The 14,549-nt window shown below is 64.7% G+C and carries 15 protein-coding genes; 2 read left to right on the top strand and 13 right to left on the bottom strand.

Features of this window, described 5'->3' with window-relative positions; genetic code table 11:
* Positions 1 to 82 precede the first annotated feature (82 nt).
* On the top strand, positions 83 to 1,543 hold the full coding sequence (locus E0473_RS07240; protein WP_137680211.1) for a lignostilbene-alpha,beta-dioxygenase: 1,461 nt from the start codon (positions 83 to 85) through the stop codon (positions 1,541 to 1,543).
* Positions 1,544 to 1,744: 201 nt separating this feature from the next.
* Here E0473_RS07240 and hemN read toward each other — a convergent pair whose 3' ends face one another.
* The 11 genes from hemN to E0473_RS15380 all read right to left on the bottom strand — a co-directional run bounded on the left by hemN (position 1,745) and on the right by E0473_RS15380 (position 11,749).
* Positions 1,745 to 3,058, bottom strand: coding sequence for an oxygen-independent coproporphyrinogen III oxidase (hemN, locus tag E0473_RS07235; protein ID WP_137680876.1), 1,314 nt, complete (start codon positions 3,056 to 3,058; stop codon positions 1,745 to 1,747).
* Between the two features lie 32 nt (positions 3,059 to 3,090).
* On the bottom strand, positions 3,091 to 3,321 hold the full coding sequence (locus tag E0473_RS07230) for a hypothetical protein (RefSeq protein ID WP_137680210.1): 231 nt from the start codon (positions 3,319 to 3,321) through the stop codon (positions 3,091 to 3,093).
* Positions 3,318 to 3,482: a cbb3-type cytochrome oxidase assembly protein CcoS gene (gene ccoS / locus E0473_RS07225; RefSeq protein ID WP_137680209.1), complete on the bottom strand. Its 165-nt coding sequence runs from the start codon at positions 3,480 to 3,482 to the stop codon at positions 3,318 to 3,320. The genes E0473_RS07230 and ccoS overlap by 4 nt, the downstream gene beginning before the upstream one ends.
* A complete protein-coding gene (locus E0473_RS07220; protein ID WP_137680208.1) occupies positions 3,479 to 5,617 on the bottom strand; it encodes a heavy metal translocating P-type ATPase in 2,139 nt (712 codons plus the stop codon). Before E0473_RS07220 ends, ccoS begins: the two co-directional genes overlap by 4 nt.
* A complete protein-coding gene (locus E0473_RS07215; protein WP_241657391.1) occupies positions 5,614 to 6,084 on the bottom strand; it encodes a FixH family protein in 471 nt (156 codons plus the stop codon). Before E0473_RS07215 ends, E0473_RS07220 begins: the two co-directional genes overlap by 4 nt.
* On the bottom strand, positions 6,081 to 7,544 hold the full coding sequence (gene ccoG, locus E0473_RS07210; RefSeq protein ID WP_137680207.1) for a cytochrome c oxidase accessory protein CcoG: 1,464 nt from the start codon (positions 7,542 to 7,544) through the stop codon (positions 6,081 to 6,083). The genes E0473_RS07215 and ccoG overlap by 4 nt, the downstream gene beginning before the upstream one ends.
* A 23-nt stretch (positions 7,545 to 7,567) precedes the next feature.
* Positions 7,568 to 8,503, bottom strand: coding sequence for a cytochrome-c oxidase, cbb3-type subunit III (gene ccoP, locus E0473_RS07205; RefSeq protein WP_137680206.1), 936 nt, complete (start codon positions 8,501 to 8,503; stop codon positions 7,568 to 7,570).
* Entirely contained in the window at positions 8,496 to 8,657 is a 162-nt protein-coding gene (locus E0473_RS07200) for a cbb3-type cytochrome c oxidase subunit 3 (protein WP_137680205.1), read from the bottom strand. Before E0473_RS07200 ends, ccoP begins: the two co-directional genes overlap by 8 nt.
* Positions 8,654 to 9,400: a cytochrome-c oxidase, cbb3-type subunit II gene (gene ccoO, locus E0473_RS07195; protein WP_137680204.1), complete on the bottom strand. Its 747-nt coding sequence runs from the start codon at positions 9,398 to 9,400 to the stop codon at positions 8,654 to 8,656. The genes E0473_RS07200 and ccoO overlap by 4 nt, the downstream gene beginning before the upstream one ends.
* A gap of 11 nt (positions 9,401 to 9,411) precedes the next feature.
* The gene (gene ccoN / locus E0473_RS07190) at positions 9,412 to 11,085 is read right to left on the bottom strand and encodes a cytochrome-c oxidase, cbb3-type subunit I (RefSeq protein WP_137680203.1); all 1,674 of its coding nucleotides are present in this window, start codon (positions 11,083 to 11,085) and stop codon (positions 9,412 to 9,414) included.
* Between the two features lie 85 nt (positions 11,086 to 11,170).
* Entirely contained in the window at positions 11,171 to 11,749 is a 579-nt protein-coding gene (locus tag E0473_RS15380; protein WP_161981544.1) for a Crp/Fnr family transcriptional regulator, read from the bottom strand.
* A 323-nt stretch (positions 11,750 to 12,072) separates the two neighbouring features.
* Here E0473_RS15380 and E0473_RS07180 point away from each other — a divergent pair, with 323 nt between their 5' ends.
* Complete coding sequence (locus E0473_RS07180) at positions 12,073 to 12,771, top strand: OmpW/AlkL family protein (protein WP_137680201.1); 699 nt, start codon at positions 12,073 to 12,075, stop codon at positions 12,769 to 12,771.
* Between the two features lie 40 nt (positions 12,772 to 12,811).
* Here E0473_RS07180 and E0473_RS07175 read toward each other — a convergent pair whose 3' ends face one another.
* Together E0473_RS07175 and E0473_RS07170 are read right to left on the bottom strand one after the other, a co-directional pair.
* Positions 12,812 to 13,513, bottom strand: coding sequence for a Crp/Fnr family transcriptional regulator (locus tag E0473_RS07175; protein ID WP_137680200.1), 702 nt, complete (start codon positions 13,511 to 13,513; stop codon positions 12,812 to 12,814).
* Positions 13,514 to 13,581: 68 nt separating this feature from the next.
* On the bottom strand, positions 13,582 to 14,514 hold the full coding sequence (locus E0473_RS07170) for a LysR family transcriptional regulator (RefSeq protein ID WP_137680199.1): 933 nt from the start codon (positions 14,512 to 14,514) through the stop codon (positions 13,582 to 13,584).
* Between the last annotated feature and the right edge of the window lie 35 nt (positions 14,515 to 14,549).

The raw sequence follows: 14,549 nt of genomic DNA, 5'->3' as shown, positions 1-14,549 counted from the left end.
GTTTGATCAAGGTCAAAGCGGTTGAAGCAAGGCCTCCTATTGTAACGCTCGTTACTAAAGAGAGCGACCAAGGAGAGGCGCAATGGTTCATTTCCCCCAAGAAGGCTTGTATCAGGACGTGCTGCGCCTCGTGCGCATGGAAGGCGATATTGCCGACATCGAGATCGAGGGCGAGATTCCCGCCGAGATGGAAGGCGCGTTCTACCGCGTTCATCCCGATCCGCAGTTCGCGCCCAAGGCCGGCGGCGGCGACCAGTTCTTTAACGGCGATGGCATGGTCACCATGTTCCGCTTCCACGATGGCCGCGTCTCGATGAAGCAACGCTATGCCAAGACCGACAAGTGGAAGCTTGAGAACGCGGCGGGCAAGGCGCTGTTCGGTTCCTACCGCAACCCGCGCACCGACGATCCGAGCGTGATCGGCCAGCACCGCGGCACGGCCAACACCAATGTCCTCATCCACGGCAAGGAGCTGCTGGCGATGAAGGAAGACAGCCCCTGTCTGGTGATGGACAAAGCGAGCCTTGAAACCGATGGCTACACCGACTGGGACGGCCAGCTAAAGCTGCGAACCTTCGGCGCTCATCCCAAGATCGACCCCGAGACGGGCAATCTCTGCAACATTTCCTATGCGTCGAACGGCGATCTCCAGCGCGACGCGCACTATTACGAGATCGACGAGCAGGGCAACGTCGTCACCCGTGCCGAGTTCGAGGTACCGTACTACACGATGCTGCACGACTTCGCGATTGCGGGCGATTACATCGTGATCCCGGTCTCGCCTTACAGCTCGGACCCGAGCGTGCTCGAACAGGATCGCCCGCACTTCTATTATGACCGCAGCCTGCCGACCTGGCTCGGCGTGATGCGGCGCGACAGTGATGGTTCGGACATGCGCTGGTTCAAGCACGAGGCGGGGCTGTGCTCGTGCCACGTGATGAACGCCTTTGCCGAAGGCACCAAGGTCCACCTCGATACGCCGGCCTCGAAGATCGGCAGCCTGCCGTTCTTCCCCGACAAGGACGGCGCCCCGTTCGATCCCGAGCTGGCGATGACCGAACTTGTGCGCATCACCGTCGACCTCGCCAGCAACGAGGAGGTGGTCGAAAGCGTCACCGCGCTGGGCAAGGCACCGGGTGAATTTCCGCGCATCGACGACCGCATGGCGGGCGAGGACTACACCCACGGCTGGATGATCACCTACGATCTCGAAAAGCCCTACAATGGCCCTCCCGGACCCTTCGCCGGGGTGATCAACACGCTCACCCACTTCAACACCAAGACCGGCAAGGAGGAAAGCTGGTGGTGTGGGCCGGACGGCTCGCTGCAGGAGCCGTGCTTTGTGCCGCGCTCGGCCGATGCGCCCGAGGGTGACGGCTGGCTGCTCGCCTTGGTCGACGACCATCTGCGTAACTATTCGGACCTGTGCGTATTCGACGCCTGCGACGTCGCCAAGGGCCCGATTGCGCGCGCGAAGCTGCCGTTGCGGTTGCGGCAGGGTCTGCACGGCAACTGGGCCGATGCGGGCAAGCTTGCCGCCTGATCGGGGGGGACTAACGAACTCTCCCAAACTGGGGCGGCGTGCTTCGGGCTCGCCGCCCCATTTTTTGTGCTCGAAGCATAGCATTATCGTCGCCCCGGACTTGATCCGGGGCCGGGGTTTCTCTTGCCCAATGCCCAGACGCAAGAAGCCCAGCCCCGGATCAAGTCCGGGGCGACGTTGGAGGGGAGGGGCAGGGACCCGCTAAACTGCCGAACTGAACCGCCGCGCGCTCTCTTGCCGGTAGGGATCGAAGGCCGCCGCGATGCTCCGCGAATAGGGCAGGGCGTGGCTGCCGATCACCAGCATCGAATTCTCGATCGTGGCAAGGCCCGCCTCGAGGAACGGCTTCAGACGCGGATAGGCAGCATCAAGTGCGGCCCGGTCACACCGGGCGCGGCCATGGCAGAGCAGTTCGGAGATGATCGCTCCGCTCCGCCGGTCTTCCACGCTGCGTACGATGCCGCGATCGGCAGTCAGGCGCCCTTGCGACAGCGCCATCCGGTAGCGGCCCGAGTTCTTCTCGTTCTGCACCAGCAGGCTCGGAAAGCTGCTGATCGCCGAGGCGCCCAAGCCGATCAGGATCGGCGCATTGTCCTCGGTGTAGCCCTGAAAGTTGCGGTGTAGCTGCAGGCGCGTTGCCGCCTGTGCCAACGGATCGCCGGGCAGCGCGAAGTGATCGAAACCGATCTGCTGATAGCCCGCTTCGGTCAGCCGTTCATATCCCAGCGCCGCCATGCGGAAGCGCGCCTCCTGATCGGGCAGCTTCGAGCCGTCGATCCGCTTCTGCCGCGAGATCAGATGCGGCACATGGGCATAGCCGAACAGCGCGATCCGGTCCGCGCCATACTCTATTGCAAGGTCGAGCGACCTGGTCAGATCGTCGTCGGTTTGGCCGGGCAGGCCATACATCAGATCCATGTTGAGCGAGGTAACACCCGCATCGCGCAGCAGTGTCACCGCGTTTTCGATCATCTCGCGCGGCTGGATGCGGCCGATGGCTTCTTGCAGGTGGTCGGAGAAGGTTTGCACGCCGAGGCTGGCATGGCGCGCACCCACGCCGCTGAGCACCTGCGCCCAGGTGGCATCGAAAGTGCGCGGGTCCAGTTCGATTGAGACCAGCGGATCGTGCAGCGGGAAATTGAGCGTCAGCTGGTCGAACAGACGCAGGAAATCTACCGGGGCCAGCGCGTTGGGGCTGCCGCCGCCAAAGGCAATCCGGCGGATGCGCGCAGAGGCGGGCAATTGGGCTGCGACCAGCTCGATCTCGCGGTGCAGCGCATCGAGATAGCTATCGAGCCGCGAGGCGCGGTTAGCGGCGGCGGTGTTGCAGCCGCAGTACCAGCAGATCTTCTCGCAAAACGGGATATGCACGTAGAGCGACACGTCGCCGGTCGCGCCGCGAAGCGCCTCGACAAAGTCTTGCTGGCCGACCTTTTCGGTGAATTCGGCAGCGGTGGGGAAGCTGGTGTAACGGGGCACCGGCGTAGCGAGCAGTTGGGGATGATAGGGCCACATGCGGAGCGTAATGCCGGTGCTGTGGCCCCATTTCATTGCGTCCGATCAAGTTTCCCGCGGCGCTTTTCGGATCGGCAGCCCTTGGCGCAGCACGGCGACACCCCCTGCGGCAAAGGCGCGCCCTTGCCGGTCTCAATGGCCAGCCGTCCGCCCTGGCACAGCGACAGCACGATCTGGCCCGCCTCGCCAGCGCGCGGCACGGGCGCGTTGGCCAGCGCCGGGAGCATGGCGATCATCGCGAAAGCTTCGGCTAAATGGCTCACTTGCGATCCTCCAGCGGTTCGTCGTCATCGTCGGCCAGAATGCGCGCGGCATCGCCTTCGGGGTCGGAGAATTGGCCGTTTCTCAAGGCCCAGAAAAAAGCCACCAGTCCCGACAGGCCCAGCAGCAGGGCGACCGGAATGAGGAACAGCAGTCCGGTCATCGCCCTGCTCCCAAATTTGTAGCTCGGGCCAGCCGCAGCGAGTTGGCGACCACCAGCAGCGAACTGCCCGACATCGCCAGCGCGGCGATCAGCGGTGTGACCAGCCCGGCAATCGCGAGCGGTACTGCGATGACATTATAAACGATCGACAGCGTGAAGTTCTGCCGCACCACAGCCATCGTCTTGCGTGCGGTGGCCACAGCGCGGGGCAGCGCGAGCAGCGAATCCTGCACGAACACGAAGTCCGCCGCCTGCAAGCCAACATCACTGGCCGAGCCGGGCGCCATAGAGGCATCGGCGGCAGCCAGAGCAGGTCCGTCGTTGAGGCCATCGCCCACCATCAGCACCTTATGCCCGGCATTGCGCAGGCGGCCGACCATTGCCTGTTTGTCGGCGGGCAGGGCGCCGCCGATGCCGGTGAGGCCGGTGCTGCGGGCCACTTCACCCACGGCTTCGACGCGGTCGCCCGACAGGATCGAGGCGGTAACGCCACTCGCCGCGAGCCGGCCGAGCGCTTCATTGGCATCGGGGCGAAGCTGGTCCGAGAAAGGCAACAGCCGCACGGGCGCATCGCCGATCACCAGAGTCACCGCGCTGGTGCCCGCGCTCTCGGGCCGCCGCAGCGCCACCTCGACCCCGCGACACATGGCGAACACACCTTCGCCAGCGCGCTCGGTCACCGTTTCGAGCGGGGCGGGGACGATGCCGCGCCGGCTCAGCGCCGCCTGCAAGCCGCGCGACATCGGGTGACGGCTGTGCGAGGCGAGCGCGAGGGCCACGGCGGCGTCGTCCTTCTCCAGCGCGTCCAACGCGACGGGATCGGGCACCGGGCGGCCCAAGGTGAGCGTGCCCGTCTTGTCGAGCAGCGCGCGGTCGATTCCGGCCAGCCGTTCGAGCGCAGAGCCATCCTTGACCATGATCCCGGCGCGCATCAGCGCCCCCGAGGCGACCACCTGCGCCACCGGCACGGCCAGGCCGAGCGCGCAGGGGCAGGTAATGATCAGCACGGCCACGCCGATCACCAGCGCCTGATAGACGCTCGCTCCCGCGATCAGCCAGCCGATCACGGTCAGCGCCGCCAGCGAATGGACTGCCGGGGCATAGAGCCGTGCAGCGCGGTCGGCCACGCGGACATAGCGGCTGCGGTTCTGCGTGCTCGCTTCCATCAGCCGCGCGATTTCGGCAAGCGTGGTATCGTGCCCGACCTGCGCCACCCGTACGTCCACCGGGGAGCCGAGGTTGAGCGTTCCCGCCAGCACCTTCTCGCCCTCGCCGAGCGCGATCGGATCGCTTTCGCCGGTCAGCAGCGATTGGTCGAACCGGCTATCACCCTTTATGATCGTGCCATCGGCGGCGAGACGTTCTCCGGTCGCCACGCGCATCGTCATGCCCAGGGTAAGGTCGCCCGCAGCGTGCCACTGTGTAGTTCCATCAGCGGCCACCACCAGCGCGCCTTGTGCCGCCTGGCTGAGCAGCGCATCGACCCCGGCCCGCGCGCGGTCGCGCATCATCGCATCGAGCACGCGCCCGGCGAGCAGGAAGGTCAGCAGCATCAGCGCGCCGTCGAACCAGGCGTGTTTGCCGTGGGTGGCGGTCTCGTACAGGCTGAGGCCGGTGGCAATCAGCACCCCAAGGCTGATCGGCACATCCATGTTGGTCTGCCATTTGCGCAGCGCCTTCCACGCCGAGGCGAAGAAGGGCCGTCCGGCAAAGGCGATCGCGGGCACCGCGATCAGTGCCGAGAGCCAGTGGAACATCTCACGCGTGGTGCCCTCGGCCCCCGACCAGACGCTGACCGAAAGCAGCATCACGTTCATTGCCGCAAAGCCCGCCACCGCCAGCGGGGCGAGCAGCGGGCGCACGGCGGAGACGCGTTCGAACGCCTTGTCGGTGCGGTCCTGCGCCTCGAAGCCGATGTCTTCCAGCGCCTCGACCAGCGAGCGCACGGGCAGGCCCGGTTCGTGGCGCACCGTTACCATGCGCGCTGAGAGGTTCACCCGGGCCGCCTCGACGCCGGGCATGGTGCCGAGCCTGCGCTCGACCTTGCTCATGCAGCCGGCACAATGCATCCCCGGCACCGCCAGCACGGTGTCGCGCTCCTCAAGCGTGGGGGCCTGCTGGCGCAATGTGCTCACAAACGATCCTCGCGTTTCCAGACCTTGTCGCCCTCGGCCAGTTCGAGCCGGACGATCCAGCGTGCGCTTTCGAGCGATTGATCGGACAGGAAGCTGCCATCGGGCTGACGCGTGAAGGTGAGGGTGGCATCAGGTTTGCGGCCGACCGGGTGGCGGGCATGGGCGAGGACGCTCAGATTTTCGCCGGGGCCCTGGGCGATCACGCGAAGCTTGCCGCCTGCAGCCTGTTCGAGCGTCACGTCCCAGCCGAGCTTCTCCTGCTCGGCCGCTGCGTCGAGCCACTGATTGAAGTTCTGGCTCGCGACATAGGAGTTTTCAACCTGGATGCCGCCGAAGGTGGAGAGCGCAAAGCCCGCCATGGTGAAGTTGACCGCCATCACCGTGCCGAAGAAGGCCACGAGGATGCCGGTCATGTGCCAGCCGGTGAACTTGCGGGGTGCGGGCCGCGGCGTGTTTGGGGTCATCATTCGGCTCCTGGGGCGTTGAAGCTGGTTTCGGTACGGTCGCTTTCGCCTTGTTCGTCAAGCGAGGTGAGGGTGAAGGCGAAGTCGCCCGGCAGCGTGTCCGCCGGGGCCGAGACATAGGCGCGCACGGTCAGCGTCTGGTCGGCAGGCACGGTGAAGGTCTGCGCCGGGGCGGCGTTTTCTGCGGCGATGGTGTCGCTCCACATGACCGCGCCGGGCAGGTCGACGATGGCGACGCGCATGTCGCGCGGGCGGCTTTCCATGTTGCGCAGCCGCAAGGTGTAGGCATTGCGGATCGAACCATCGCTCAGCAGCATGAAAGGCGGATTGCGGTCGGGCGAGACGGACAGGTCGGTGTGGCTGCGCGTGCCCAGCGCGAACAGCAGGGCAAACCCGATCGCAGCCCAGATGCCGAAATAGATCAGCGTGCGAGGACGCATGATTGCCTTCATCGGCGAGCGTGCCGGTTCGCCAGCCCGCTCGGCCTCGCAGTCTTCCAGCGTGGCATAGTCGATCAGGCCGCGCGGACGGTTCACATCCTTCATCACCTTGTCGCAGGCATCGATGCACAATCCGCAGGTGATGCACGAGATATCCGGCCCCTTGCGGATGTCCCATCCGGTCGGACAGACCGCCACACACAGGTTACAATCGATGCAATCGCCGTAAAGCTCGGGATTCTTTTCGGCCTTCTTCAGACTGCCGCGCTTTTCGCCGCGCCAGTCCTTGTAGGTGACCAGCAGGCTCTTCTCGTCCATCAGCGCGGTCTGGATGCGCGGCCAGGGGCACATGTAGATGCACACCTGCTCGCGCATGAAGCCTCCCAACACAAAGGTGGTGAGGGTGAGCACGGCAACGGTGATATAGGCGGCAGGCGCTGCCTCGCCGGCCCAGAATTCGCGCACCAGAGTGGGCGCATCGGCGAAGTACATGATCCAGGCGCCGCCGGTCCAGAACGCGATCACCAGATAGATTGCCCACTTCAGCAGGCGGCGGGCGATTTTCTTCGGCCCCCACGGCGCCTTGTCGAGCCGCATCCGCGCATTGCGGTCGCCGTCGATGAAGCGGTCGATATGCTGGAACAGGTCGGTCCACACCGTTTGCGGGCAGGAATAGCCGCACCAGGCACGGCCCACCGCGCTGGTGACGAGGAACAACCCGATCCCCGCCATGATGAGCAGCCCGGCCACGAAGTAGAACTCGTGCGGCCAGATCTCGATGCCGAACATGTAGAAGCGGCGGTGGGCAAGGTCGATCAGCACCGCCTGGTCGGGCGCATAGGGGCCGCGGTCCCAGCGGATCCAGGGGGTGATGTAATAGATCCCCAGCGTCAGGACCATGATGGCCCACTTGAACCGGCGGAAGGGTCCGTCGATCCGCTTGTTGTGGACCGTCTTGCTCTGTTCGTAGAGCTGCTTTGCCGGTTGCGGCGGGCGGTTCTTGACGGGGGCGGGGCTATTCATCGACCTTGCCTTTGTCCGGCCCTTTACTGGGCCGGGGTTTGTGCGTCCTGTTCAGGGGGTGCGGTTTCCGCGTCGTCGGGCGCGATGGGCGAGGGGGTATCCTCGCCGCCGCCCAGCGAGTGGACGTAAGCCGCCAGCATCTTGATCGTCACCGGATCGAGCCGCTCGCCCCAGGCGGGCATGGCGCCGAGCTTGGGATTGGTGACCTGCGCGATGATATCCTCACGGGTGCCGCCGCGCAGCCAGATCGCATCGTTCAGGCGCGGCGCACCGAGCGTGCGGCTGCCTTCGCCGGTCGGGCCGTGGCACAGCGCGCAGTTCTCGGAGAAGATCTGCGCTCCTTCGGCATTGGGCTCGGCCTTGCCGCTCAGCGACAGGACATGGCCCGCCAGATCGTCGAGCTGCTCGCTGCTGAAGGCTCCGGCGAAAGCGGGCATGGCGCCGACGCGGCTGCCGGGGTGATCGGGCTGGCGGATGCCGTTGGTGATCGTGAATTCGATCGCCTTGAGGTCGCCGCCCCACAGCCAGTCGTCATCGTTGAGGTTGGGATAGCCGAGCGTCTGGCTGCCTGCCGCGCCCGAACCGTGGCACTGCACGCAGTTGACCTTAAAGGCCGCCGAGCCGCCGGAGACGGCCTGCGCCATCAGCTCAGGATCGGCGGGCAGCCGCTCGATCGGCATCACCGCCAGCGCTTCGCGCACCGACAGGCGGGCCTGATCGGCGGCGCTCATTTCCTCGGCCAACTGGCCGCGGCTTGACCAGCCCAGCAGGCCTTCGCTCGCCTGCTTGAGGCCGGGGATCGCCGGGTAGGCGATGACAAAGCCGATCGACCAGACGATGGTGGCATAGAAGGTGTAGATCCACCAACGCGGCATGGGGGTGTCGAGTTCTTCGATGCCATCCCATTCATGGCCGACGGTTTCGGTGCCCGTGGGCTCGTCGATACGCTTTTCAGCCATCGTGATCTTCCTTGAAAATGGAGTTGCGGGCGTCTTCGACATGCTTTTTGCCGCCGGGCCGGAACGGCCACAGGCAGAAGGTCAGGAAGACGAGGAACATGAAGACGAGGAAGTAGCTGTCGGCGAAGTGTCGCAGCTGTTCGTAGAAGGTCATCGGCCTTTCTCCTTGGCCAGATCTTCCTGCGCGGCGGCGCTGTTCACGTCGACCAGCGTGCCGAGCATCTGGAGATAGGCGATCAGCGCGTCCATCTCGGTCAGCCGGTCGGGATTGCCGTCGAAGTCGCGGATCTGCGCCTTGGGATAGCGCTCGGCGAGGTCGCCTGGATCGAGGTTCGGATTGGCCTGCGCGAGGATATCCTGGGTCGCCTTGGCGATGTCGTCGTCCGAGTAAGGCACGCCGACGCGGGTAAGCGCCTTAAGCGTCGCCTCGGGATCGCCGATGGCGAGGTCGGTGTTGGCGAGGAAGCCATATTGCGGCATCACGCTTTCGGGCACCACCGCCTGCGGGTTGGTAAGGTGCTGCACGTGCCATTCATCCGAATAGCGGCCGCCCACGCGGGCCAGGTCCGGCCCGGTGCGCTTCGACCCCCACTGGAACGGATGATCGTACATCGATTCCGCCGCTAAGCTGTAGTGGCCGTAGCGCTCCACCTCGTCTCGGAACGGGCGGATCATCTGGCTGTGGCAGACATAGCACCCTTCGCGGATGTAGATGTCGCGCCCGGCCTGTTCGAGCGGGCTGTAAGGCCGCATCCCCTCCACTTCCTCGATCGTGTTATCGATCCAGAACAGCGGGGCGATCTCGACCAGGCCGCCGATGGCGACGGTGACGAGCACACCCACGCCCAGCAGGGTGACGTTGCGCTCGAGTTTCTTGTGACGCTCTGCGAGAGACATTGGGCTCGCTCCTATTCAGCCGGAACGGTGGAGGGGGTGGTGGTGATCGGACGGTCGGCCTCGGGATCGTAGGCCGCATCGCTCATCGGCTTTTCGTCGCGCAGCTTGCCGGCGAGGGTCATCCAGACGTTGTAAGTCATCACGACGGCGCCCGACATGTAGAGCAGGCCGCCAACCGCGCGCGCCACGTACATCGGGAACATCGCGTCCACCGTGTCGGCAAAGGACCAGACGAGGAAGCCATCGGGGCCGTATTCGCGCCACATCAGGCCCTGCATCACGCCGGCCACCCACATCGAGGCCGCGTAGAAAACGATGCCGATGGTGGCGAGCCAGAAGTGGGTGTTGATCAGGCGCAGCGAATACATCCGCTCGCGCTTCCACAGACGCGGGACGAGATAATAAACGCAGGCAAAGGTGATCAGGCCGTTCCAGCCCAGCGCGCCGGAGTGCACGTGGCCGATGGTCCAGTCGGTATAGTGGCTCAGCGAGTTGACCGCCTTGATCGACAGCATCGGACCTTCGAAGGTGCTCATGCCGTAGAAGGCCAGCGCCATCACCATCATGCGGATGATCGGATCGGTGCGGATCTTGTCCCACGCGCCGTTCAGCGACATCAGGCCGTTGATCATGCCGCCCCAGCTGGGCATCCACAGCATGATCGAGAACACCATGCCCAGCGTCTGCGCCCAGTCGGGCAGTGCGGTGTAGTGCAGGTGGTGGGGCCCTGCCCAGATATAAAGGAAGATCAGCGACCAGAAGTGGATGATCGACAGCCGATAGCTGTAGACCGGGCGCTCGGCCTGCTTGGGCACGAAGTAGTACATCATCGCGAGGAAACCCGCGGTGAGGAAGAAGCCCACGGCGTTGTGGCCATACCACCACTGCGTCAGCGCATCCTGCACACCGGCAAAGGCGCTGTAGCTCTTGGCGCCGAGCAGGCTCACCGGCACCGCCAGATTGTTGACGATGTGTAGCATCGCGATGGTGATGATGAAGGCGAGATAGAACCAGTTGGCGACGTAGATATGCGGTTCGTTGCGCTTCAGGATCGTGCCCACGAACACCGCCGCATAGGCGACCCACACGATGGTCAGCCACAGGTCGACGTACCATTCGGGTTCGGCATATTCGCGGCTCTGCGTAACGCCGAGCAGGTAGCCGGTGGCGGCCAGCACGATGAACAGCTGATAGCCCCAGAACACGAAGCGGGCGACACCGGGCAGCGCCAGGCGCGCACGGCAGGTGCGCTGCACGACATAGAAGCTCGTCGCGATCAGCGCGTTGCCGCCAAAGGCGAAGATCACCGCGCTGGTGTGCAGCGGGCGCAACCGGCCGAAGTTGAAATAGGGCTCCAGATTAAGCACGGGGAAGGCGAGCTGCAGCGCGATGAACAGGCCTGCGGCCAGCCCGGCGATGCCCCAGAACATCGTCGCGATGACGCCCCAGCGGATCGGGTCGTCGTCATAGCGCGACGAAAGCTCGGGCATCCTGAGCGCCTTGCGCGCCGCCCCGACGGGGTCGAAGCTGGTCGCCCCGCTGATGGCGATGGCCAGGCCTACGATGCCGACGATTACCGCGTGCGCGGCAAAACCCGCATCCTTGGCAAAGGCGGCGACGACGAGGGCGAGGACGATCAGGCCGAAACCGGCTAGCGACCGGCCCAGTGCTGCTTCCGCGTGCATAGTCTTCTCCGTGTTGGAACTCGTCTGCGCCCTTAGGGATGACGACGAGGCGTTACTTTGATCGAGCGCAAGAAACGAAAATAGATCAGGCGGCGGGCGCGAAGGCTCCTGCTTGCGCCGCGAGCTGAGCCGGATCACTCAGCCGGACCTGTGTGCGCGAAGGGGTCGCGATCAGGCCCATTGCGCGCAGCTTGGAAAATTGCCGACTTACGGTCTCGACAGTCAGGCCCAGGCAGTCGGCGATTTCTTGGCGGGTCATCTCCAGCGTGAGGAGGCGTCCGTCGCTCTGCGTCACCTGCTCGATCTCGCGCATCGACAGGAGAAAACTCGCCACGCGCTCGGTCGCGCTGCGGCGGCCCATGGCCACGAGGTTGGCGCGGGTCCGCTGGAGCGCGGCGAGCGTGCAGCGAGCCATCAGCTCGTTCAGGATCGGTGCCTGCCGCTCCAGCGCGCGAAAGGGGCCGGCCTCGAATACCAGCAGGCTGGCCGAACGAATGGCGACCAGCCGGTAGGCGTGCAGCCCCTCGCGCGGGAGGGTGAGGCAATCGCCGCCGAACTGGAAAGCCACGATCTGTTCGCTCCCTGCGGCATCCAGCACGACCAGCTTGGTCGGGCCGCTGGCGACGAACACAAGATGATCGCGCGTGACATCGAGCGTGCTCATTTGCCGCCGCGGCAAATTATGGATTCGGGCGAGGGCGCGCAGTTGCCGGGTCAGTGGCGCAGGGATGCCAGCAGGCAACTGGCCCGCCAAAAACCGTTCGAAAGCTTCGTCCAAAGTCACCGCTGCGCGCTCAAACCTTCTGCATAAGAGGGTGTGTGGGAGCCTCGAATTGCGCGGACTTTCCCGGTGCCGCGTTGATCCAGCGCAAATTTGACCGCGGGCAAGGATGCCCTTTCGATTGCCGGGCATCTGGCCGCCGTACCGCGGTTCGTTCCCGATCACACAGGGTGATCGCCGCGGCGCAGCAATGGAAAGAAAGACCGATGAAAAAAACTGCCTATCTCGGCGCGGCCGCGATTGCCGCAGTCGCCGCAAGCCTCGCCACTCCGGCCGCCGCTCAGGATGCCGGTACGATCGAGGTCAAGGTCCTCGGTTCGGCGGTTCTCCCCAATGGCGAGGTCGACTCGATCGAAGGCGGCACGCTGGCGACGACGGTCGGCGATCTCGGGGTTCAGACCGAAGCGAGCGACAACGTCGTTCCCACCGTCGCCGTCGAGTATTTCTTCTCGCCCAACATTTCGGTCGAGACCATCTGCTGCGTGACCGCGCACCACGTCGATGCCACCGCGCCTGCTGCACTTGAGGGCGGCAACCTGGTCGACAAGATTCACATCATCCCGGCCACCTTCACCCTGAAGTATCACCTCGGCGCGGCTGGCGGCATTCGCCCCTATGTCGGCGCGGGCGCGACCTACTTCCTGTTCATCAAGGACGAAGTGGGCGCCGGCGCGATCTCGGCTCTGGGCGCAACCGATGCCAACATCGACGATACCTTCGGCCTTGCGCTGCAGGCGGGCATCGACGTGCCGCTGAACGAGAGCTTCCTGCTGTCGCTCGATGCGAAGCGGTATTTCGTGAAGCCGAACGCGCACTTCTACGATGCGGACGGTACCGAGCTGCTGGAGACCCAGCACAAGCTCGATCCCTGGGTGCTTAGCGCCGGTGTCGGCTTCCGCTTCTAAGCGAAGGCAATGGCGGGTTGGGAGGGCCGGGCCGGCGCTCTCAGCCCGCGACTGCCTCCAGCGCGGCGTGATCGCGGATCGTCACCTCGCGCCGGGTCGGCAGATCGATGATCCCGTCGCGGCGCAGCTGGGTCATCTGGCGGCTCACCGTCTCGATGGTGAGGCCCAGTATGTCCCCGATCTGCTGGCGCGTGAACGGCAGCTCGAAATGGTCCGACGAGTTCTTGGCATCGCCATGCTCGCAGGCGGTGTTGGCCAGACGGTCCGCCATTTCGAGCAGGAAGGTGGCCACCTTCTCTTCCGCCGTCTTGCGTGAAAGCAGCAGCATCCACTTGCGGGTACGGTCCAGCTCCTCGAGCGTGCGGGTCAGCAGCTTGTGTTCAAGCGCAGGATGCTCTGCGGCGAACCGGTCGAAATCGGCGCGGCCGAACACGCAGACATTGGCCGGGGTCAGCGCTGTGATCGAATGGCTGGTGGTGGCACCGAAGGGCCGCCCGATGAAGTCCGCCGGATAGACCACGCCGACGATCTGCTCGCGCCCGTCTTCCGTGCCGGTGGTCAGCTTGAGAATACCTTCGATGATGTTGGCCACCAGCACCGACTGGTCGCCTTCCCAGACCAACGATTCGCCGGGTTCGAGCTGCCGCCTCCGGCCGATCGCGTTGAGCGCCTGGATCTCGTTCTCATCAAGTGCCGAACAGATGGCGCTGTTTCGCACCAGACATGTTTCACAGTAGCTCATAGTTGCGCCGGTATCACCGAATGTACCGATCCTCAATCGCTCATGATCTATGTTGGTCTGTATCGTGACTAATAGATGCGTAGTGCGGGATAGTCCGGGTTATCGAGCATACACGATTTGAGAAAGTCATCGATCATGTCGGCCGAGGGATGGGTGAGGCCCGGCTTGCGATAGAATTCCAGATCCCAATCAACCATCGGCAGGATCAGGATCACGTTCTCGCGCATCGAGGGCGGAAAGATCGCATCGGTCAGCGAAGCCACAGCCACGCCCCGTTCGAGCATCGCGGCCATGACATCGTAATATTGCGTGTGGCAGACCACCTTCACCGGACGCACGTCATGATTGGCCAAGGTGATCAGCTTTTCGCGCTCCTGCTTGCTGCCGGCGGGCGGAAGCACGAAGGGCATTGCGCTGACCTGCGCCGGATCGAGCGGCAGCACCTCTCCTTCGACCAGACGCCGGTGCGCGTAAATGCCACCTTGCACGCGCGCCAGCTTCTCGTGCTGCGGTTCTGGCGGCAGGTCGACAGGGCGATTGATAAGCGCGAAATCGTATTGCCCGGTGGAGATCGTTCCCATCAGTTCGTGCGAAGGGGGTTGGGTGTTGAACGACAGGTCTAGCATCGGATGTTCGGCCAGGAACCGGTCGAGCTGAGGCCGTACGTAGTTGTCGAAGTTGCCTTGCCCGACCAGCAACCGGTAGCGCACCGGACCGGCCTCCAAAGACGCCACGCGGCGATACCCGGCGAGCTTGTGAGCGGCCCTCTCGAAGTCGCCCATATCATCGTAAAACGCCTGCCCAACGGCCGTAAGGATGGGGCGCTGGCCGGGTTTGCGATTTAGCAATCGGCGGCCAAGCTGCTCCTCCAGCGTCTTGATCTGGTTGCTGACCGAGGCCTGCGAAATGCCCAGCTCATCAGCGGTTGCGCGGAAGCTGCCGCTGGCGGCGAGATGCGCGAACACCTCGAGCTGGCGCAGCGTGAAAGGCAGGGCAGGCATTATCGGATGGTGCTCCAAACATAACCTCGAAGCAA

It is taken from the genome of Aurantiacibacter suaedae, assembly GCF_005434915.1.
GTDB lineage: Bacteria > Pseudomonadota > Alphaproteobacteria > Sphingomonadales > Sphingomonadaceae > Alteraurantiacibacter > Alteraurantiacibacter suaedae.
Note: the sequence above shows the minus strand (reverse complement) of the source record. Positions and strands in the feature narration are given on the sequence as shown.